General features: G+C 50.3%; 15 protein-coding genes. 9 read left to right on the top strand and 6 right to left on the bottom strand.

The window, feature by feature from the left end; all coding sequences use genetic code 11:
- Positions 1–66: 66 nt before the first annotated feature.
- Positions 67–924, bottom strand: a complete 858-nt coding sequence (locus AAHB90_RS13720) for an SDR family oxidoreductase (RefSeq protein ID WP_342085769.1) — start codon at positions 922–924, stop codon at positions 67–69.
- Between the two features lie 238 nt (positions 925–1162).
- Here AAHB90_RS13720 and AAHB90_RS13715 point away from each other — a divergent pair, with 238 nt between their 5' ends.
- Genes AAHB90_RS13715 through AAHB90_RS13700 form a run of 4 tightly spaced genes read left to right on the top strand, consistent with a single transcriptional unit; the run spans position 1163 to position 6067 of the window.
- Positions 1163–2434: an NAD(P)/FAD-dependent oxidoreductase gene (locus tag AAHB90_RS13715; protein WP_342085768.1), complete on the top strand. Its 1272-nt coding sequence runs from the start codon at positions 1163–1165 to the stop codon at positions 2432–2434.
- Between the two features lie 45 nt (positions 2435–2479).
- Complete coding sequence (locus tag AAHB90_RS13710) at positions 2480–3382, top strand: magnesium transporter CorA family protein (protein WP_342085767.1); 903 nt, start codon at positions 2480–2482, stop codon at positions 3380–3382.
- 54 nt (positions 3383–3436) lie between these two features.
- Positions 3437–4894, top strand: a complete 1458-nt coding sequence (locus AAHB90_RS13705) for a fibronectin type III domain-containing protein (RefSeq protein ID WP_342085766.1) — start codon at positions 3437–3439, stop codon at positions 4892–4894.
- Positions 4895–4924: 30 nt separating this feature from the next.
- Positions 4925–6067: a glycoside hydrolase family 18 protein gene (locus tag AAHB90_RS13700; protein ID WP_342085765.1), complete on the top strand. Its 1143-nt coding sequence runs from the start codon at positions 4925–4927 to the stop codon at positions 6065–6067.
- On the opposite strand, the gene AAHB90_RS13695 is transcribed toward AAHB90_RS13700, so the two are convergent.
- Positions 6064–9453 carry a DEAD/DEAH box helicase gene (locus AAHB90_RS13695; RefSeq protein WP_342085764.1) on the bottom strand — a complete coding sequence of 1130 codons (3390 nt, stop codon included), beginning with the start codon at positions 9451–9453 and terminating at the stop codon, positions 6064–6066. The two genes, AAHB90_RS13700 and AAHB90_RS13695, sit on opposite strands and share 4 nt — an antisense overlap.
- A gap of 59 nt (positions 9454–9512) precedes the next feature.
- Between AAHB90_RS13695 and AAHB90_RS13690 the strand changes: the two genes are divergently transcribed.
- From AAHB90_RS13690 to AAHB90_RS13680, 3 genes are all read left to right on the top strand, one after another.
- Positions 9513–10340, top strand: a complete 828-nt coding sequence (locus AAHB90_RS13690; RefSeq protein WP_342085763.1) for a DUF481 domain-containing protein — start codon at positions 9513–9515, stop codon at positions 10338–10340.
- Between the two features lie 118 nt (positions 10341–10458).
- A complete protein-coding gene (locus AAHB90_RS13685; RefSeq protein WP_342085762.1) occupies positions 10459–11631 on the top strand; it encodes a Gfo/Idh/MocA family protein in 1173 nt (390 codons plus the stop codon).
- 42 nt (positions 11632–11673) lie between these two features.
- The gene (locus AAHB90_RS13680) at positions 11674–13029 is read left to right on the top strand and encodes an amidohydrolase family protein (protein WP_342085761.1); all 1356 of its coding nucleotides are present in this window, start codon (positions 11674–11676) and stop codon (positions 13027–13029) included.
- A gap of 3 nt (positions 13030–13032) precedes the next feature.
- Here the strand turns inward: AAHB90_RS13680 and AAHB90_RS13675 are convergent, their stop codons facing one another.
- Positions 13033–13782, bottom strand: coding sequence for an SDR family NAD(P)-dependent oxidoreductase (locus tag AAHB90_RS13675; protein WP_342085759.1), 750 nt, complete (start codon positions 13780–13782; stop codon positions 13033–13035).
- 12 nt (positions 13783–13794) lie between these two features.
- The gene (locus tag AAHB90_RS13670; RefSeq protein WP_342085758.1) at positions 13795–14640 is read right to left on the bottom strand and encodes an aldo/keto reductase; all 846 of its coding nucleotides are present in this window, start codon (positions 14638–14640) and stop codon (positions 13795–13797) included.
- Between the two features lie 169 nt (positions 14641–14809).
- On the opposite strand from AAHB90_RS13670, the gene AAHB90_RS13665 reads away from it, so the two are divergent.
- Positions 14810–15052 (top strand): transcriptional regulator, encoded by a 243-nt coding sequence (locus tag AAHB90_RS13665; protein WP_342085757.1) that lies wholly within the window; start codon positions 14810–14812, stop codon positions 15050–15052.
- A 3-nt stretch (positions 15053–15055) separates the two neighbouring features.
- Here AAHB90_RS13665 and AAHB90_RS13660 read toward each other — a convergent pair whose 3' ends face one another.
- Positions 15056–17179, bottom strand: a complete 2124-nt coding sequence (locus AAHB90_RS13660; protein ID WP_342085756.1) for a type IA DNA topoisomerase — start codon at positions 17177–17179, stop codon at positions 15056–15058.
- A gap of 589 nt (positions 17180–17768) precedes the next feature.
- Between AAHB90_RS13660 and AAHB90_RS13655 the strand changes: the two genes are divergently transcribed.
- Positions 17769–18026 (top strand): hypothetical protein, encoded by a 258-nt coding sequence (locus tag AAHB90_RS13655; protein ID WP_342085755.1) that lies wholly within the window; start codon positions 17769–17771, stop codon positions 18024–18026.
- 146 nt (positions 18027–18172) lie between these two features.
- Here AAHB90_RS13655 and AAHB90_RS13650 read toward each other — a convergent pair whose 3' ends face one another.
- The gene (locus AAHB90_RS13650; RefSeq protein ID WP_342085753.1) at positions 18173–21796 is read right to left on the bottom strand and encodes a BamA/TamA family outer membrane protein; all 3624 of its coding nucleotides are present in this window, start codon (positions 21794–21796) and stop codon (positions 18173–18175) included.
- Between the last annotated feature and the right edge of the window lie 207 nt (positions 21797–22003).

The following is a 22003-nucleotide window of genomic DNA, read 5'->3' as shown; positions in this document are numbered from 1 at the left end:
GCCGTCCGCGACTAGCCGTCCGCGACTAGCCGTCCGCGACTAGCCGTCCGCGACTAGCCTCTGCCATTACCCGTTTACTACCTGCCCGCCATTAGGGTGGAGCACTTGCCCGCTCATGTAGGAGGCATCCTCGCTGGCCAGGAATACGTAGCATGTTGCCACTTCGCAGGGTTGGCCCGGCCGTTTGAACGGGGTATCTTTTCCGAAATTCTTCACCCGCTCCGAATCAAAGGTCGACGGGATAAGCGGCGTCCAGATCGGTCCCGGCGCAACTGCATTAACCCGTACGCCTTTTTCCGCCAGGTTAGCCGCTAGCGAACGTGTATATGCGACAATCGCCCCTTTGGTAGAGGAATAATCGAGCAGTGAGGGGCTGCCGTGGTAGGCGGTTACAGAGGTCGTATTAATAATTGAGTCTCCCTCAGCCAGGTGAGGTAAAGCCGCCTGTGTGAAATAGAAAAAGGAGAAAATGTTTGTAGCAAATGTGTCGCTGAGCTGATCGGGCGAGATTTCGGATACTTGCTCTTTCGGATGTTGCTCGGCCGCGTTATTGACCAGGATATTCAATTTCCCAAACTCATTCACTGCGCGGCTCACAGCTTCACGGCAGAATTCCTCGCTACGGATATCGCCCTGAATCAGAAGGCAATTTTTACCTTCTGCCTCCACCATCGCCTTGGTATCGGCCGCGTCCTGGGTTTCCTCGAGGTAAACAATGGCGATGTCGGCGCCCTCGCGGGCGAAATGCACGGCTACTGACCGGCCTATGCCACTGTCGCCGCCGGTGATAAGGGCCGCTTTGCCCTGCAATTTGCCGCTGCCGCGGTAGTTTTCCCTGATGACTACCGGTGCAGGATCCATAATTTCTTCTATGCCGGGTCGTGCGCTTTGCGTTTGTCCGCGGGTATCGATGTCAAAGTTCATAATGCAGATGTTTTGTGAATTCGGCCCACCGCCACAAAGCACATGCCAGCATTGCCAACCGCGGCACCAGGGGCGCTATTGGATAGCTTACCGCCGGGAATGAGTAAAGATTTTCACAGTTCATCGCGTGCATTTGAGCAACGAAGGTGGATTTTGAAGCTTCCTGAGGCGTTCGGCATGGTTATTAATGCAAGCCACGCGATGCGGCCCACAACACGGGCAGACAAAAAGTTTGGCTATGGATGTAAAAAAAGTAGTGATTATTGGAGGAGGGTTTGGCGGGATCAACCTTGCTCAGAGACTTTCCCGGAACAAATCGTTTCAAATTGTGCTGGTGGATAAGAACAATTACAATTTCTTCCCGCCATTGTTGTACCAGGTAGCGACGGGTTTCCTGGAAGCTTCTAACATCAGCTACCCGTTTCGTAAGTTTTTTCAGGATAAACCCAATCTTCGTTTCAGTTTGGGGGCTTTTGAAAGGATTTTTCCCGATCAAAAAAAAGTCGCGACCGAAAGTGGTGATATCCATTACGACTACCTCATATTTGCCACAGGCACCGAGAGCAACTACTTCGGAATGGAAAACGTGCGGAAAAACGCAGTACCGATGAAAACCGTACGGGATGCACTGGCTTTACGGAATCATATTCTGAGGCTGAAAGAGCGGGCTACCAAAGAAACCGACCCGGTCGTGCGCAGAAAGTTGCTATCGATTGTGGTGGCAGGCGCAGGACCGACTGGCGTGGAGGTTTCCGGAATGCTGGCAGAAATGCACAAGTCCATTTTCAAAAAAGACTATCCTGAATTGAAACGGGAGGAAGTGAAAATCTACCTCGTCGATGCATTACCAGTCGTGTTGAACCCGATGACTAAAAAATCACAGGAGGAAACGCTCGCCGAACTACGCGGACTCGGGATAGAGGTTTTGCTGGAACATGCCGTGAAAGATTATGCCGATGGAATAGTCGCATTCGGTAACGGGAAAACGATTGAAACTGAAACGCTGATCTGGACCTCGGGTGTCACTGCAACGGCATTGCCCGGACTGCCCGGGGAGGTTTTCGGAAAAGGTAAGCGGGTGCTGGTGGATGCCTACAACCGGGTAAATGGCTTCGACGACATTTTTGCCATCGGTGATATTTGCCTGATGGAGGCCGATGAAAATTTCCCGAACGGACATCCTCAACTGGCGCAAGTAGCCATTCAGCAAGGGAAGAACCTGGCGCGTAACCTCTCGTTGTGGCACGAAGGGAAGTCGCCGAAGCCATTCCGCTACGTCGATAAGGGCACAATGGCGATTATCGGTGTTAACAAAGCCGTAGCCGACCTACCGGGTTTGCATTTCAAGGGCTTTATCGCTTATTTTCTGTGGCTGGTCGTGCATTTGTTTTCGCTGATCCGCTACCGCAACCAGATAAAAACTTTTTACAACTGGATGGTGGCTTTCTTCACAAGGGATCAGTCGCTGCGTTTTATCCTCGATTCGAAGCCTGAGAAGCCGGGCCGCTGACGACATTCAATTTATTAACACCGTAAAATTATAGCCTTATTCCTTATGGTCCAGACAATTGCAGATTCATCTCAGTACCCATTCGAATGGATTGACGTGACGGATCCCGATGAAGAGGAATTAAAGCAGATCAGAAAAAAATATGCATTGCATGAGTCGTCGATCAACGACTGGCTGCAACCCGATCACTTACCTAAATACGAAGATGTGGGTACTTACGTGTTTATCATTTTCAGGATGCATGCCGAGAAAGTAGGAGGGGAGGCCGATACGGTCGCCGAGCTGACCGACAAGCTGGCCATTTTTATGACCAAGGAGGCCGTTATCACGATGCACAAAAAAGACTGGGGCGCTCCTGAGATCATTCGTGAGCAGCAGGTCGACAAACATTCCTGCGAGGACACAATTCATCTCGTCAATGAAATCATCAAAAGCTGCATTGCGACCTACGAGGCACCGTCGTTAAAACTGACGAAGGACATCGAGTATTACGAGGAAAATATGTTCCTCAAAAGGCGGAAAGCATCCCTTTTGAAGGGATTATATTATCTGAGAAGAAGGGTGGAGGTTACACGGCGCATATTAATGCTTTCGCATGAAATTGTCGATAAAATGGATGTGCCCGGGCATTCCAATACCTACACACGCGATACACGCGACCTGTACGTGAAGCTTCATAATATTTACGACACCCTTTTTGAAAACATGAACCATCTGGTGATGGTCTATTTCTCGATTTCCTCCCAGCGAACCAACGAAATCGTGCGCGTACTCACCGTGTTTTCAGTCTTTTTTATGCCGCTGACATTTATTGTAGGCATTTACGGGATGAACTTTGATTTTATGCCTGAACTGCGTTTGAAATGGGGTTATCCGGGTGTGATGATCCTGATGGGAGCGATTACTTTCGGGATTTATGTCTGGTTTAAACGGCGCGGATGGCTGTAACTGGTGGCATGAATGCTTTTAACCTCTATTTTTGCCTCCCTATTGTCCCGATTTATGAACCGAACCTCTACCCGACGCGGATTTGCACTGTTGATTCCGATTTGTATCCTGTTTCTATTTTCGTTTGGCGTTTTAGCCGCCGTTCCCAAAGCACCTGCAACGCTGGTTGCTTTGCCAGCCTCCGCAAGCCAGATCAATCTCACGTGGCTGGATCTTTCCTCCGACGAGACCGGCTTTGAAGTCGAGCAATCGACTGACGGGGCAAAATTTGTTAAAATAGCCGAGCTAAATGCCAATTCCATTTCCTATCAGGACAAATCACTTAAATCGTCCACCAAATACTGGTACCGGGTACGAGCCAAAAATGCCTCTGGCGCCTCGCCTTATTCCAATGTCGCCAATGCGACAACACTGGCCATCATCACAGTTCCAAAGGCCCCGTCGGCACTAGCCGCTGCCGTGGTTTCCGCTACGCAAATCAATCTGAGCTGGAAAGACAATGCAACGGATGAGACCGTTTTTGAGCTCGAACGCTCGACGGACGCTTTGTCCTTTACCAAAATAGCCGATCTGGGGCCAAACGTGACTACCTACCAGCACACCGGCCTGGCGCCCGCGACCCGCTACTGGTACCGCGTGCTTGCCAGGAATGCCGCAGGGAAATCGGCTTATTCCAATATCGCCGACGCCACCACGCTGCAGGTAGCACCTAACGCGCCTTCGGGGCTCACTGCTACGACGGTTTCGACTACGCAAATCAATCTGAAATGGACCGACAATGCCGGCAATGAGACCGGCTACCAGGTCGAGCGTTCACAAAATGGGACGAATTTTACCAAAATAGCCGACCTGACCGTCAATGTTACCTCTTACCAAAGTACTGGTCTGGCCCCCGCGACCGAGTACTATTACCGCGTGCGGGCGATAAATGCAATCGGGGCATCGGCGTATAGCAACACAGGCTCAGCCAAAACGCAGAATATTGCGGTACCGGACGCTCCGGTGAACCTGACGGCCGTTCCCATTGGTCCCGACCTTATCCAGCTCCGCTGGGCCAAACCTACGGGCAATGCAAACGAAATCGTGATCGAGCGCGCGAAAGGCGATGGCAACTTTTCGCAAATAGCAAAGGTTCCGGCCACGGTTCTGCAATATGAAGATAAGTTGGAGCTGGAAACGGCGGAGTATTTTTACCGCGTCAAGGCTGTGAACGCGGGGGGCGACTCACCTTACAGTTTACTTGCCATCGTGCGGGCGGCGTCTATTATAACCGGCGTGGAAATGCCACAAGACCAGCATTTGATCTACACCGTCGGGCGGATGTTAATTGTGAATCTTGCCAGTTCAGCGCGGGTAAAGCTATCGGTTTATGACCTTGCCGGCAGGCTTCATCATGTGTATCAGATCAGTCGAGAAGGGCGCATTGACCTGAGCCGGCTTCCCGCCGGGATCTATGTGGCTGTAACCGATACGGGTAAAGAAGTAATATCGAGGCGGATATTCCTTTATTGATATATCCTGAACCTAAATTTACTGACCTCTATGAAATGCTCTTCGGCGAAGCCCTTTCGGGCTTCCCCTTTCCTGGCACTTGCTCTGTGCGTGCTTATGTCCGGCGCTGTTTTGGCTCAAAAGAAGAAAAAATACATCGTAAATGCCTACGTAGGCGGCTTCCGCGGCCTGGCGAATGTAGAAGAAATTGATGCAGAGAAGCTGACACACATCAATTATGCATTTGTGAATGTACAGGACAGTCTGGCCGTGCTTACCAACCTGGCTACCGACTCGACCAATTTCCGCAAATTGAATGCACTTAAAAAGAAAAACCCGGACCTGAAAATCGTAATCTCGATCGGTGGCTGGGCTTGGAGCGAGAACTTTTCCGATGCGGTGCTGACTGAATCTTCCCGTTTGAAATTTGCGAAATCGAGCGTCGACATTGTCCGCCAGTTCGACCTGGATGGTGTGGACATCGACTGGGAATACCCCGGTATGCGCGGCGAGGAAGGCAATATCTTCCGTCCTGAGGACAAGCAGAACTTTACGCTGATGTTCAAAGCATTGCGGGATGAATTGAATTTGCTCGAAAAAGAAAAAGGGAAGAAATACCTGCTGACTACGGCTGTTGGCGGTTCAAAATCGTTCATTGAGCACACTGAAATGGGTTTGGCGCAGGCGTACCTGGATTATGTGCTGATAATGACCTACGATTACGGCGGTCGCAACGGCACGGTAGGGCACCACACCAACCTTTACGATTATGATTCCTCGGGTGAAGGCTCATCGGCCGACCGTTCAGTGAAGAATTTTATTGCCGCGGGTGTGCCTGCGAGCAAGATCGGATTGGGGGCGGCTTTTTATGGTAAGGGCTGGGAGGCTGAGACGGCCGACAATCATGGCCTGGGAGCGAAGCGTGTCAAATCGGTGCAAGGTGGTGGTTATACCAAGTTGAAAGACACGATTATCGAACAGAATGGCTATAAAAAGTATTATGACAAAAAAGCCAGAGCGCCTTATCTGTTCAATGATTCTACCAAAGTACTCATTACCTACGAGGATGAAAAATCGATCAAAGGGAAATGTAAATATGTGAAAAAGAATAAGTTGGCTGGTATTTTCTTTTGGGAGTATTTCAATGATCCGAAAGAATACCTGGTCAACGAAATTCACAAAAACCTCGACTAGCGCGATACCAGCGCCATCAAATCACTCCTGGTCAATGATTTGAGAATATCCGTATCGGTTTTCACCAGATCATTGGCCAGGTCTTTTTTGGCTTCCTGCAATTCCATCACCTTTTCTTCGATGGTCCCCGGGCATATGAGCCGCACGGCGATCACGTTTTTCTGCTGACCAATACGGTGACTCCGGTCGATGGCCTGATTCTCGACGGCCGGGTTCCACCAGGGGTCTATCAGGTACACATAGTCGGCTTCCGTGAGATTCAACCCCGTCCCACCGGCTTTCAGGCTGATCAGGAACACGCGCACCTGATCGTTGGTCTGAAAGTTCTCCACGCGCGCGCCGCGGTCGCGCGTCTGGCCTGTAAGATATTCATAGCCTATGCCGCGTTCTTCCAGTTTCGGCTTGATCAGGTCGAGCATGGATGTAAACTGGGAGAATATCAGGATCTTATGCCAGGGCGCTGTGTCTTCAATTTGCTCCATCAACACATCTATTTTTGCCGACGATTCACCATAATAAAGATCATCGCGCAGCAATGCGGGCGAGTTGCAGATTTGCCGCAACTTGGTAAGGCCCTGCAAAACGTGCAGCCTGCTGCGTTCAATGTCGCCCTCGGTGCGGGTGTTCAGGAAAGTGAAAAATTCCAGCTCGTAAGCGTTGTAAACCTTGCGCTGCTCTTCACCCATTTCGCAGTAAATGACCATTTCGGTTTTTTCGGGGAGCTCCGAGGCAACCTGTTGCTTGGTGCGCCGCAAAATGAACGGGTTGATCCTCTTTTGCAGCTCGGCGGCCCGTTCATTGTCCTTGAACCGGTCGATCGGGATCGAAAAATGGTTGCGGAACTGCGTCTTATTGCCTAGCAGGCCGGGACAGGCAAATGAAAGCTGGCCATAAAGGTCGAAAGTGTTGTTTTCGACCGGCGTTCCGGTCATCACCAACTTATTGCGGGATTGAAGCAGCCGTGCCGCTTTGTAACGCTGTGATTCGGGATTTTTAATGGCCTGCGACTCGTCGAGGATGATATAATTGAAATAATAGGTTTTCAAAAAATTGACATCCGAAAGCAGTGTGCCATACGAAGTAAGAATGATCTCGTAACGGTCAAAGTCGGTCACTTCTTTCACCCGGTCGGAGCCGTAGATCGTGAGTATTTTAATGCTGGGCGCAAACTTTTCGACTTCGGCCTGCCAGTTGAATATCAGCGAAGTCGGTACAATGATCAGGTTTGTGTTTTTGACCTGTTTTTTTCTTTGTAATAATATGAACGCAATGATCTGTAAGGTTTTTCCCAAACCCATGTCGTCGGCCAGACAGCCGCCGAAATTGTATTCATCCAGGAAATTCAGCCAGTTGAGTCCCTGTTTCTGGTAATTGCGCAGGGTTGCTTTCAGCGTCCTGGGCACAGGTACCGGTTGAATGGACCGGAAATCTTCAACCCGAGACTGGTAGAATGCGATCTGCTCTTTCACCTCGCGGTCAAGCATCTCATCTTCATACATTTCTTGCACCGATGCGAAGCGGATCTTGGGCGTCTGAATCACCTCTCCGGCAATTTCGCCCGCCTCGAAAAACTTCGCGAACTTTTCGACCCATTTTTCCGGCAGGATACCCAATGTCCCGTCTCCCAGCTCCACATATTTGCTGCGGTTTTTGACGGCTTTGTGTAAATGTTTGAGCGTGACTTTTTGCTTGCCAAATTCCACATTAGCCGTGGTATTGAACCAATTGATTCCGCTTGCCATGTGCACGGAAACGTTGGCCTTGTTCTGATTCAGCCGGTTTTTGGTCAGTTTGTTAAAACCCAGAATGGTAACGCCCTGGTTTTGCCATTCTTCAAATGCATCCGGGAACCAGTCCTCGCTCAAAAAACGGGCGCGGTGCAGGTAGAAAAACTCCTTGCCCAACTGCTCTTCAAAATCCGGATGCTGACGCATAACCGCGCTGCCGAAGCGCAGTTCAGCCTCTTGATCGCGTCTTACCATGAAGGGGTTGCCGTGGTTATCGACGGCGTAAATATCATTTTTGGAGAACAGCGGCACCTCCACCTTGCCATATTTGAGCACAGGCGTAATCATCACATAGTTGCCGACGTCTTCAAGGTAAATAATTTTTTCGATACCCTGGTCGAACCCCTGCTCCTGGCGCTGGGCCGGGGTGGCAGCCTTCACATAGGTGTAGTTGATCCGAATGGCGTTGCCGAGTTTGGAAAGCAGATTGACCCTGAATGCCTCGAATTTGGATTCGTGGACGTAAATGCGTTGGTTATGCTGCCTGAAAAATTGCAGCGTCCTGAGAATGTCCTGGCTTTCGATCAGATGCAGTGAGTCCTTGTAAAGCACGAAATAATCGTAACGGAACTGCACGTTTTCGATGTCCAGATGTACATTGTCGAGGATTAACTCGCCCTTGATCTGGAAAAACGGGTCCTTCTTGTCAATAGTTAATTGCAGATCGGCCGGCGTGGCAGCGAGCTTCACGGGCACCAGGGACCCGGCATTGACATTCTCGGAAACCAGGGGATTATGATAGTAGAAATCAATCTTCAGCGGATTCTGTACAATCGAATGCAGCCCCGGCAGGTCGGTTTCCGGGTTCTTTTTCCTGAAATTATTCTGAAAAGAGGCAATGGCCGTGTGAAACCTGATCGAATCCGTATCCTGGGTTTTCCAGATCATTTCGAGCGGATTAAGCGGAACGAACGGGTTTTTCAATTTACCCTGCCGGGTTACCGGCGCCTCGTACATTTCCATATAAAAATGATCGTAGTACTTATTCAGGCCGATGGCGACGATCGTTTTGGTATCGATGGCCTGTGGCTTGGGGCCTGGGAAGTCGCGGCCCGGTTTGGGCACGAGTTGTTCCTGCAAGGCCTCCACCGAAAGAGTGTCGACCGGGATGAGCTCCTTCAATCTGGGCTTAACCTGCAGTTCGCGCCCGCCGTATTCGAGCTGAAAATACTGATCGAGATCGGGCTCGTCCTGCATGCCGTAGATGAAAGCAACTTCCCTGATCTTCTCCTGCCGGAGCTTTTTATCAAAGAATGCACGCAGGTCCCTTCTATTCAACAGGTTATATAATACCTGGCTCTGATGCTCGCACAGTTTCCGTTTTGGACGAGTGCATTCACAGTAAAGGTTGACCGCTTTCCGGTCCTGCTTCACCACCACTTTGAATGTCTCGGTAAGGTTTACAGCTACCCGGAATGCGGCGTAATCGACATCGATTTCATGAGGCTGAATATCAAAAAAGCCCCTTTTCTCAGTTTGCGGCATTTCCGAGCTGTTGTTCAGGATGTGTGAAACCGAGAGTTCGGAAATGTTGAAATCCAGAAAAATGAAGTTATGCTGTCCGGGTACCGGCATTCCCGCTGGGTCAATCTTGTTCATAAGGCAAATTAACCAACTGCCCGTACGTTTGGCACCATTATTTTGCAAAATTTGCGTTAATGAAAAATCTTACTTGCTTCCGTTTCTTTACGTTTGCCGCTTTTTTAATTCTGCTGATATCGGTGCCTGCATGGCCGCAGGATGTCAAAACCGATACTTTGAAGGTGCTTCCGGCCGATTCGGTCACCGCTGCGCAACCCGACACGGCCATCATGCCTCCTCGCGTTTTGATCGATACGGTCCGCTACCGGTTTATCGGCGATGGTAACTTTGCCAAGGGGAATGTCAACCGCAGTCTGATGGTTTTGCGCGCCGAACTGATTTTCAGCGGACCGGTGATCAATATAGCGACCAATCCGCGCTTTACTTATGGGAAACAAAATGGCGTTCTAGCCGAAAGGGATACTTATGTGGATCTTTTTGTGGATGTTTTCAAAAAGCGCAAAACCTATGTTTTCGGCCTGGCGGCGTTGGAAACCAGTAACCTACGCCGTATCGACCTGCGGCAAATGGCCGGAGCGGGGGTTGGATACCGGGTAATTAAAACCAAGTCACACGATCTGAGCCTCACCGACGCGTTGCTCTATGAATCGACCAACTTTTTTGAAAAGGCTACGGTAGCCACCATCCGGAATTCCTTCCGGATCAAGGGAAAACATTCTTTTTTATCGGACAAATTCCGGTTCAACCACCTCACCTTCATCCAGCCGGCATTAAATGATTTGTCTAACCTGCGGTGGAACACGATCCTTTCGGCTGAGTTGCCGCTCAACAAATGGGTAACGCTTCGGACGAGCTTTGAAAACTCCTATGAAAGTGTGGTGGAAGTTGGCCGTAAACGCAACGACTCCCGTATTACTTTTGGGATTTCGGTAGGAAATAAATAGACAATTCCGGTAGCGGGGTTGTCAGGGAAAGAGGTGTAGAATACTGTCCATATTACCGGCACATTATATCCGCCGAAAATCTGCTTTACTAAGTATTCACTACATTCCCAATCGAGCAATGAGAGACCAACAGGACAACCGTCGTGACTTCCTGCGTAATTCGCTTTATTCTGCCGCCGGCCTGGCGATGTTTCCGCAACTGACCCCCAATGCTTACGGCTCCATTAAGACCGTCGTGGCCGGCCAACCATTTGTACCCGCAATGCCGAACGCGGCCCCGCGCATTAAGTTCGCAGTCATCGGAATGAACCACGGGCATATTTACGGACAAGTGGAAGCAGTAACGCGGGGCGGTGGCGAGCTGGTTTCATTTTTTGCCAAAGAAGAAGACCTCTCGGCGGCATTCGCCAAGCGCTATCCGAATGCCAAACAAGCCAAGTCGGAGGCCGAAATCCTCGAAGATAAGTCCATACAACTCGTGCTCAGCTCCGGCATACCCGACGAGCGTGGGCCACTGGGCGTGCGTGTGATGAAGGCAGGCAAGGATTATATGGTAGACAAACCGGGCCTTACCACACTCGAACAGCTCGCAGAAGTGCGTAAAGTGCAGAAAGAAACCAAGCGCATTTATTCGATCATGTACAGCGAACGCCTCGAAAACCGCGCGACAGTGAAGGCTGGCGAGCTCGTAAAAGAGGGTATTATCGGTAAAGTGGTGCAAACGATCGGGCTGGGGCCTCACCGGATGAATGCGAACACGCGCCCCGAATGGTTTTTTGATAAAAAGCGCTTCGGCGGTATCATATGCGACATTGCTTCGCACCAGTTTGACCAATATTTATTCTTCACGAATTCTACCAAAGCACAAGTCGTAGCCTCGCAGGTTGGCAATGTAAACCATCCGCAGTATCCCAAATTCGAGGACTTCGGTGACGCGATGCTGCGCGGCAACGGCGGATCGGGCTACATCCGCGTCGACTGGTTTACGCCCGACGGCCTGAAAACCTGGGGCGACGGACGTCTTACCGTGCTTGGTACGGAAGGCTTTATCGAGATTCGCAAGAACATCGACATAGGAGGCCGTGAAGGAGGCAATCACCTTTTTGTCGTTAATAATAAAGAAACGACCTATGTTGATTGCAGTAAGGTGGAATTGCCTTACGGTCGTCAGCTTGTAGACGACGTGTTGAACCGTACCGAGACGGCCATGTCGCAGGAGCATTGCTTTCTGGCGACCGAACTGTGCCTGAAAGCGCAGAAAAACGCGCAGAATGTTTCAGTAGTGAGCTGATGCTCATATCCATTCCTGACTATTTCAAAACACTTCACAACCATGATACGCAGACTGATTTTCATCTTCGGATTAATGGGTGCCCAGGCCGGGTTCGCGCAGGGACCTGTCAGCAATGTCGATCGTGATATTGTCTTCAAATCGGTGAATGTGGTTCCGATGGACCGAGAGACGGTTTTAAAGGATCAGACGGTGGTGGTCAGGAATGGAAAGATTGTTTCACTAGGGAAAGATGCAAAACCGGCGGGCAATGCCTTGATTGTGGATGGGACAGGCAAGTACCTGGTGCCCGGCTGGTCGGAAATGCACGCCCATGTGCCTGCAATCGACGATTTCGGGCCGATGAAAGATGTCCTAACCCTTTATCTGGCCAACGGCATTACGACCATTCGCGGAATGCTTGGCAATGCCAAACACCTCGAACTTCGCGAAAAAGTACGGAGCGGGGAGGTGTTGGGACCAAATTTCTACACCACAGGTCCGGCTTTCAGCGGGCAGTCCGTCAAGACGGCCGCGCGGGGCATTGAAATGGTGAGGGAAGAAAAAGCGGCAGGCTACGATTATCTGAAATTGCTCCCCGGGCTTACAAAAGAGACATTCCCCGGCATTGCCAGAACATCCAAAGAGCTGGGCATCGGTATGGTGGGGCACGTTTCGTTTGCCGTGGGCGTTTGGGCGGCGATCGACGCAGGCTATTCCTCCATCGACCACCTCGACGGATTTGTAGAGGCCATCGTGCCCGGTACCGACACGCTGGCCGAGCAGGAAACGGGCCTTTTCGGTACCTGGATCGCTTTTGCGGCGGACACTACCCGTATTCCCGCGCTTATCAAAGGTTTGAAGGATAAAAACATCCGTGTAGTACCCACGCAGGCCATTGCCGAGCGCTGGCTCTCACCACTTCCGGCGTCAGCCTACGAAAACGACCCGGAATGGAAGTATATGACCGCCGATGAGAAGAAGAACTGGCTCAATGCGAAGAGTAGTTATGTCAATAATCCCAAATTCAACAAGGAACGGGCAGAGGCATTTGTCAATATCCGCCGTAAGCTGATTTTGGCTTGTCAGAAAGGCGGTGTGCCGCTGATGCTCGGCTGTGACGCGCCGCAAGTGCTGAATGTGCCGGGGTTTGCTACCCACCACGAACTGAAATACCTCGTAGACGCCGGATTGACGCCTTACGAGGCATTGAAAACGGGCACTGTTAATGTGGCGGATTATTTGAATAAGAAAGATTCAGGCTCAATCAAGGCCGGTAATGTATCCGACCTGGTGCTGCTTGCCGCCAATCCGCTTGAAAACATTGGCAATACCAAAACCATAGAAGGCGTCATGATCGGCACGAAATGGCTGCCTAAAAGCTTTCTGGACAGCGAGCTGAAAAAGATCGAAAAGTAGCCGCTATTCTTCGTAGATCATTTTGCGCGTCATACCGCCGTCGATGATCAGATTGGCGCCCGTGATAAAATCATTTTCCGGATCGGTCAAATAAAGGCAAGCACGTGCGATATCTTCTGGCTTACCGACGCGGCCCGCCGGGTGCTGGGCATGGTCGGAAGCTTTCAAGTGGTTGTAGTCGCCCGTTTCGATCCACCCCGGGCTGATGGCATTCACGGTAATGTGGTCAGGACCCAGTGAGATGGCCAATGCGTGTGTCAAAGCCAGTATCCCGCCCTTTGAAGCCGCATAAGCTTCCGTATCAGGCTCGGACATCAGCGCGCGCGTAGATGCGATGTTCACGATGGCGCCCTTGCCTTGCGTGCGCATGACGCGGGCCGATTCGCGCGAGCACAGGAATGTGCCCCGCAAATTGGTGTTCAGCACATAGTCCCAATCGTCGACAGACAGCTCATAAGGTGATTTTGTGCGGCCCAAACCTGCGTTGTTAATCAGCACATCAATTCTGCCCAGCGATACTTTTTCTTCCTCAATTCCGGTTACGATCTCGTTCGGATTGGTCAGGTCGATAACCCGGGAAATGGTTTTGAAGCCTTCGTTTTCCAATGTTTCCTGAACGGCCTGCAAACCTTTCGGGTCACGGTCCCACAATGCAACGATGGCGCCCCTGCGGGCATAATGCGAGGCTACAACGCTACCGATGCCATTTCCGGCACCGGTTACGATCACTACTTTGTTTTGATAGTCGTTCATGATGAAAACAGATCAGGACAATACTTCGAAATCTTCGTCAGATAATTGAATGTTTCCCGCTTGCAAATTTTCTTCCAAATGTTTGAGTGAACTGGTACCGGGGATGAGCAGGATATTTGGGGATCGTTTGAGCAGCCATGCCAATGCAATCTGGGCTGTGGTTGCCTGATGTTTCTCTGCAATACCCGAGATTTTATTCTTTAATTTTTCGGGTCCGGACGCCAGCGGGTACCATGGAATGAAAGCCATACCATGCCCGGCAGTATAATCCAGCACTTCTTCCCAACGCCGGTTACCCAAATTATAAAGGTTTTGGACTGAGACGATAGGTACTGTCTTCTCCGCCCGTTCGATCTGTTCCACATCCACTTCCGACAAGCCTACATAGCGGATCTTACCCGCTTTCACGGCATCTGCAACAGGTCCGAGCGTTTCCTCGACGGGAAACTGCGGATCGATCCGGTGAAGCTGCCACAAGTCGATGACCTCCTTTTTTAACCTACGCAGGCTCCCTTCGATAGCCTGACGGATATGCTCGGGGTGGCCATTGACACGCCATTGATTAGGTCCGTTGCGGTCAAAACCGCCTTTTGTGGCAATAAGAAGATCTTTCGGGTAAGGAGAAAGCGCGTCGGCGATCAGCGTCTCGTTGGTGTGCGGGCCGTAAGAGTCGGCCGTGTCGATGAAATTCACACCGGCACCTACCGCGGCACGAAGCACTTTTATGGCATTCTCGCGATCGGGCGCGTCGCCCCAAACGCCCTGGCCTGTGAGCTGCATGCCGCCATAACCCAGGCGGTTAATTTCTATTTTTCCGCCGATGCTGAATGTGCCGGCATATTGATGATAGTTATTCATATGATTTGTATTTAAAGGTCATTTTGTTGGAAACCGTGCAATCGCGGTTTTCATTCAAGGAAAACCAGGTGTACTCATACTCATTTTTGCCAAAGCAAATGTCAGGCCACGGGCTTCACCTTGGCACGGTTTTGTTCTTTCCGGCTTGAAAACCAAACATCATCAGCAAATGGAAACGACAGTATTTGAAGCGCGGGCCAAAGAATTGGTCGCCGACATTAAGGAGATTGTGAAAGTGAAGGGGATCAATCTGACAGAGGCGCTGGAAGACGCGGGCATTTCCCGAAAATCATCTGATAGAATTCTGAATCGCGGGATAATGCCGACCTTGTCCGAGTTTCTGGCACTATGCCAGATTTCGGGGATTACTTTTCACCTTCCTTATGTGGAAACGACCAACAGCCCGATGTAGCACTTAGCCGACTTCAAAATTAAAGTCGCCGTTCATGACCAGCCGGGCATCTATCAGCTCGGTGCTGCCGGGAATTTGAAGGCCTTTGATTTTGGCAGTTTTGCCTTTGCTGAGTAGGTCGAAGACATGTTTGTCGGTCAGTTTTTTGCCCAGGAACTCGAAAGGTATTTTAAAGCCGCAGGCCTGGAAATTACTGCATCCATAGGCTGTTTTGCCCTTCTTTAAGAGATATTCCTTGCATTTGGGGCAGTTGAGGGCTTCGATGGAGACTTCCTCTTTAGCCTCTCTTGGTTTACGCTCCTTTTTAGGTTTTTCTTCCTGCTCGATAACGGGGGCTTCCTCGATAATGGTAATAGACCGCGCGCGTTCATTCTTGACCTCGTGCGTAAGTTTGACCACCATTTCAATTAACTCTTGCTTGAAGGTCTCCATAGCGTATTCGCCCTTTTCGATCAGGCGAAGTTTGCGCTCCCAGTGACCGGTAAGTTCGGCGCTTTTCAGCAATTCGTTTTGGATCGTGTCAATCAGATCTATGCCGGTTTGTGTGGCAAAGACATTCTTTTTCTTTTTTTCAATGTATTTACGCTTGAAGAGCGTCTCGATGATATTGGCCCGGGTCGAAGGGCGGCCTATGCCATTGTCCTTCATCAGCTCGCGCATTTCCTCGTCTTCAACCTGCTTGCCGGCCGTTTCCATGGCGCGAAGCAGCGTCGCTTCGGTGTAGGCTTTCGGTGGCGAGGTCTTGCCCTGGTGCACGCGGGGCTCGTGCGGGCCCCGTTCTCCTACTTCAAAAATCGGCATTACCTTCTCTTCTTCAACCTCCTTTTTTGCCGCATTGTCGTTCACATACAGTTCCCGCCATCCCAATTCGAGAATTTGCTTGCCCGTTGCCTTAAATTCCACTTTGCCTACCATCCCGAGAACGGTCGTATTGGAGACTTTGCATTCGGGGTAGAAAACCGCGATAAATCGTCTGGCGATCAAATCGTAAATGCGCTTTTCGTCCTGGCTGATATGCACAGGAAGCACGCCCGTCGGGATAATGGCGTGGTGGTCGGTTACCTTTTTGTCGTCGAAAACGTTTTTAGATTTCGGTATCGGAAGGTTAGCAAGAAGTGGGGCGGTAAACTGGCTGTAATAGGTCAGCTCGCGCAGGATGCCTTCCACTTTCGGGTGTAAATCCTCTGAAAGATAGGTAGTGTCAACCCGGGGATAAGTTACAAATTTCTTTTCGTAGAGGTTTTGAATGTGCTTCAAAGTGTCTTCTGCCGAATAGCCATACTTTTTGTTGGCCTCTACCTGCAGGGAGGTAAGGTCGAAAAGCCTTGGGTTACCCTCTTTCCCTTCCTTTTTTTCAAAAGCAGTTATTTCAAAATCGCGCTGTTGCAGGTAGGCAAGGCCTTTGTTGGCTTTCTCTACATTCTTGATGCGATCGATTGTTGCCGTAAACTCGGTTTCCCGGTAAATCGTTTTCAGCTCCCAGTATTCTTCCGAAACAAACGCGTCGATTTCCTTTTGCCGCTGGACGATCAATGCCAGGGTAGGGGTTTGTACCCTGCCGATTGACAGTACGGCTTTACCGCCGCCAAATTTTTTGGTGAACAGACGGGTTGCATTCATGCCCAGCAGCCAGTCGCCGATGGCCCGTGCGCTTCCGGCCGCATACAGGTTGTCGTACTGGCTGCCTTCTCGGAGTTTGTCGAATCCTTCCCGGATGGCCTGTTCGGTAAGCGACGAAATCCACAGCCGCTTAACAGGCACGGCGCATTTGGCTTTGAGCAGCACCCAACGCTGGATCAGCTCGCCTTCCTGGCCCGCGTCCCCGCAGTTGATCACCTCTTCGCAGTTGCGCACCAGCGCCTCGATCACGCCGAACTGGCGCATTGCACCTTCGTTATTTATAAGCTTGATCCCAAAGCTGGAAGGGATCATGGGCAAGTCTTCGAGCCGCCATGATTTCCAGCGCTCGGTGTAGTCGTGTGGTTCCTTTAACGTGCAGAAATGGCCGAAAGTCCAGGTTACCTGGTAGCCGTTACCCTCATAATAGCCATCGCGGCGCTGGCTGGCGCCAATCACTGCTGCAATATCTTTGGCTACGCTCGGTTTCTCAGCAATGCAAACTTTCATAGGTTCCTTTCCCGCGGTCGCTCTCTGCGCGACCGGTGTGTCTGTTGTTGTTCCTTTTGAGGGGTGCAAAGATGGTTATTTTTGTCCAGACTTCCCGCCCGGAACTGCTCGATTTCCGACCTTGTCAGACGCTCTGCCAGCGTTCCGAGGCGTGATTTTGACCGAATAATCAATCAGGGTAAAAAAAATTAAAAAATTTTTCGAAAAAATTTCGCGCTTTTTAGCTTCTGTAAGGCAATTCTTCGGTGAAACAGGGTATTGGTAGAATCCACTCCAAAGATAATTTGGTTTTGAGTGTCTGGTTTAGAATAAAATACAAGTGTTTAATATCACTTAACAATAAGGTAACATAAGCGCTTGCCGCAACGAAATCTTATCAGGCGCCAAAAACGGAAATTTGGCTAATTCAAGATTTTAAATCTTTGAATAGTTATATTGTAATCAGCCCAGGAAAGCTGATTTTTATAGTTGAGACGTATTGTACTATTTTGTTGGTTAGTGCGCTGAACGTTTGTTTTCAGAATATTGTATTATATTTGTACTCGAAATACGATTAAGAACACAAGCAAAACACAAAACACTATTACCAATGAAAAATGCAAAAAATATGCTAGCCGTTGCTTTGATAGCATTAACTAGCGCAGCTTATGCCAACAACAATTCTACATATACAGTTGAAGAGAAAACCAAAGTAGCTGTTGTTAACAACACATTGCCTGCTTCGGCGCCAGTTTTGGACAGCCCGGCACCGCAAAAAGTGAAAAACACGCCTGACACCAATAACCACAGCGCAGCCCAGAAAGCCGCTATTGTAGGCCTCCAATTGAAAAGTGTAACTACGAAGTAAGTGATTGAACCGCATAGGTTCGGTTAAGATTGATTGATGGTTTAAAAAGGGAGAAAATTTTCTCCCTTTTTTTGTACCCGGATTTCTGCCGGAGGCCTATATTGCCTCGAGCGAGCCGGAGGGTTCGCCCCAACTTAGGGCCATAACTACCTAAAAAAGCTGCCGATAGAGATCATGAGCAGAAGGGACTCTTCTTTGGAGGTTCCTGCGCTTATATTGAACGCGAATTGCTCCCGAAAAGGCGTTATGTAAAACCCGCCGCCATATCCCTGATGCCAGTAATTGGCATTGTCCGGGTCGTTTTTGGCCCAAACTCTTCCCACATCATAAAATGCCCGCACGCCCATTTTAAGGGGGACGAACGTATTGCGGGTTTCGGTGAGCTGCCATCGCAGCTCCGTGTTCAAAAAGCCTTTTGACTCTCCGGTGAAGCGGTTCCGCTTGAAACCGCGCAGGTCGTTAAGCTGGCCGAGCGAGAACAGTTTATAAAAAGGCAACTGGCCTTTTGCAATGCCACCTCCGAGCCGCAGACCGAGCGTGAGCGGGTTTTTGCTGTAGGTCGATAGGTATTGCTCGACTTCCAACTCTGAAATGGAGGCCAGATCGTTACGGGATTGCGAAACATGGCCGGCCTGTTGGCTCAATTGAACCCGGAAACCGCGCTCGGGCAATGCGGCACGATCACGGAAATCGAGGTTGAGAATGCCTTTCGCGAACAGCAGGTGCAACTGCTCGACACCAAAGATGTCGGGATGATCAGCCAGATAGCTGCTTTTCCTTTGAATGCCTTCGTCGAGCTCATAGCTGGCCGTCACTTCGATTTTGCTCTGTTTCCAGAACTGGCGAAGCAGCCCGGCAGACACTGCCAACGAGTTGTATTGGGTACGGTAGTAGTTAGAAGGCAGGTCGTTGTCTTTGGGCGTATCGTTACCTACTCCGAAAAAGAAGTTGTAATTGAGTGGTCGCGAAAGCGCAACCTGGGAAATACCGTCCCATTTGCCCAAAAGCTGCCGGAACTGGTTACTGTAACTGAATTCATAATTCCCTTTCACACTTGCCGACGCGTTGAGCGAGTGTTTCGCTGCAAAATCGGGCTTGCCGAAATGTTGGCGGGTGAAGGTAACGCCGGCATGGACAGCAAAACCAACGAAGGGGTTGTAAGTCAGCAACGCAACCGGCAAATAGGTATTGTATTTGAATGCATTGCGATCGTAATCGTAGTAGCGCTCGTCCACTGGTTTTATCTCGTGTCCCTCTGTCCCAAGCTCGTGATGCGGATTTTGGTCTTTTTCGTAAACAAGGGTGTGTTTACCGCCATTATGAACGTCCGATTGGTCGGAAATATAATCATTACCGGCTCCGCTTATAATGCGGACGAGGATCGATCGCTCTGATTTGCCCTGAATATCGAAAACATCGTTGCCTCCCAGACCATTCAATCTGATTTCCCGGGTTTCAGTTGGATCGAAAGTGCGTCGGTAGTAGGTTTTAGAAGAATCGGCCTGCTGGTTTTGTTTGGAAACATCATAGACAGTGACGCTCACCTGTCCATTCAATTTGCGCTCTACTTTGAAGTATTCAGCTTTATTGGATCCTACCACATCCACTTCTTTTGCCAGCAATGCATAATATTCGGCGGCATATTTTTGCAGGTCGCCAATGCGGGCTTTTAATTTTCGCTCGATTTCGCGACCGTCCTTTTCATAGATTTCAGCAGGCATGTTGTGTACGGCGGCTGCAATGTCCTTTTCTGTAATGGCGTCCTGGATTTCTTTGGCGGCATTCTGCCAATCTGCTTTGCTGAGCTCACTCCCCACAAAGCGATCGAGGTGGCGCGCCTGCCACATAAGGCTGCGAAGGCCGTGAATACGTTCGGCAAAATTTTCACCGTTCGGCATGCCCCATTCACGATCGGCTAACCAGGGAATAATGCCGTCCCAGCGCGAGAACGCGTGGTCACGATCGCGGGGGATGGGACGGTACAGCTCGCCGTCCGCGGTTTTGTAGCCTGCCCATTTCCAATTGTCTTCATGCTTGCTCCAATCGCCGATCCAAAGGTCGAACATTCTCGCCCGGGCGAATTCAAGTTTATCAATACGGTTATCGTGGTCGTGGTAGAGTTTATTGAATAGTTTGAAGCTCTTCTCGATGTCTTTGGCCCCTGCGAATATTTTGGTCTTTTCGATTTTGTCGGTCGGACGTTCTTCGAGCATGCCGAAAAGATTACCGTACTGTTCTTTGAATGCGCCGAGCTTGTTGTCTTTGGGCAGTACAAACAACTCGGGGGTGGCGTGCAGGATACCTATTTTGTCAAGCAATGGTGCAACAGCCATCGCGCCATAGGGTTGCTGGGTTGAGGTTTGGTCTTTGAGCACCTGAGAAACGACCGTCCCGCGCAACTCGTATGCGAGCGCGCGGAACGGGTCTTTGTCCACTGAGCGGAAAACGTATTCTTTTCCATTGCCTGCTACGAGTTTGAGCGAGGTCGTTTGCCGGCCGCCACCCTTTCCGGCGATGACCAACCCACCGAAAGTGGTGTCCAAATCCAGATAGGGGACCTTGACAGGCATTGTCCACGAGTCGCGGTAATGTTTTCCAAACCATTTTTCTTTGAAACGCTTGCTTGCATATTCGCTGCCGGCCGCGACAGTAACTGGCTCGCGGTGTGGCGTGTCCATGCTGTCGGATGGTTTGATCACCGGATTGCAGGGCTGAAAGAGGGTATTTGGAATGCCTTTACCAGCATTTTCGCAAGCTGACGTGAAAAGCTGCCCTGCTTCCGTTTTTGAAACCTGACTTCCATTCACCAACCAATGCTGATAGCTTACATTGCCATTGGCAGAATAGGTTATTTCAACAAAACCATCTAATGATGAGGATAATGAAGCTTTTTTGCTGTGAGCGGCAAAAGAGCCGCCGGCAATTCCGCCGCTGTTGATATAAAAATTGTTGTCTTTGCGGATGATCGACTGGTTGCGCTCATGCCCCGAGGCAAGGATCACCGAGCCATAATCCTGTAAAACACCGTTTAATTTGTAACGGTACAAGCCCAGATTTGTATTCGAAATATCGCGGCTGGTGCCGATATTCTGCCGGAAGCCTACCAACGCACTGCCGACCAGCGGAGGCGAAAAATAGGAAGCTACCGAAAACCGCCCGCCATAATTTCCCAGCGATTCAATCGGAAAATGGGAGACCACCAGCACGTTTTTATCATTTGTTTCGTCAAGAATACCTTCCAATTCTTCGACGAAATTATCGGTGTCGGCGATGGTGCAGGCGTCCGATGAGGGTCTCGGTTTGTCGTAGGGGTGGTTCCACCATTGAGAGTTGATCACAACAACTTCGAGCATCGGGAAAGAAACCGTCCACGGGCCGGGACAGCCGTGGCCCAAAAAGACCTGAAAACGCTGGTGTTTTATGCCATCCAGGGCCTTTTCCAATGCCAGCACCCTTTGCCATCCTTCTTTGTCCGAGCTCATCCACTCGCGGTCGCCCTGGTTGAGGAGGATATGCAGCTCCGGATTGCGATCCAGTAATGCGTTAGCCCTCATTTTCCAGTCGGTGACCTGCCCGACGGTCATTTGTTCGGGGAAGGCGTCGCCATTGAGGACCCAGAGCACCGGGCCCGGTTTGGTAGCGAGGTAATGTTCGATAACCGGAAAAATGCCGGCAGGGTCTTTGAAGTCGGCGGTGTTGCCTGTGAGTATCACTTTGAAGTCGGCAGCGTACAGGCTGCAAGCCGCCAGAGGGAATAATAGTACGGACAAAACGAGGCGTTGAACGCAGGTTTTTAGTCCGTCAGCGATGTGTAGTAGAAGTAAAGTCAAGGTCCGGGAACGTTGCATGTGAAAACATTGCCAATTTAGCAGGAATCGCCACTGATTGAAATGACCGGGCACACGGAAATGTTGGAAAAATGTATTGCCACACGCTTTTTTTATAAATTACGGGTTAAAACCTTAATTGCAATGCCG

The sequence above is a fragment of the Dyadobacter sp. OTU695 genome (assembly GCF_038440355.1).
Lineage (GTDB): Bacteria > Bacteroidota > Bacteroidia > Cytophagales > Spirosomataceae > Dyadobacter.
This window is presented reverse-complemented; position numbering and strand designations above follow the sequence as displayed.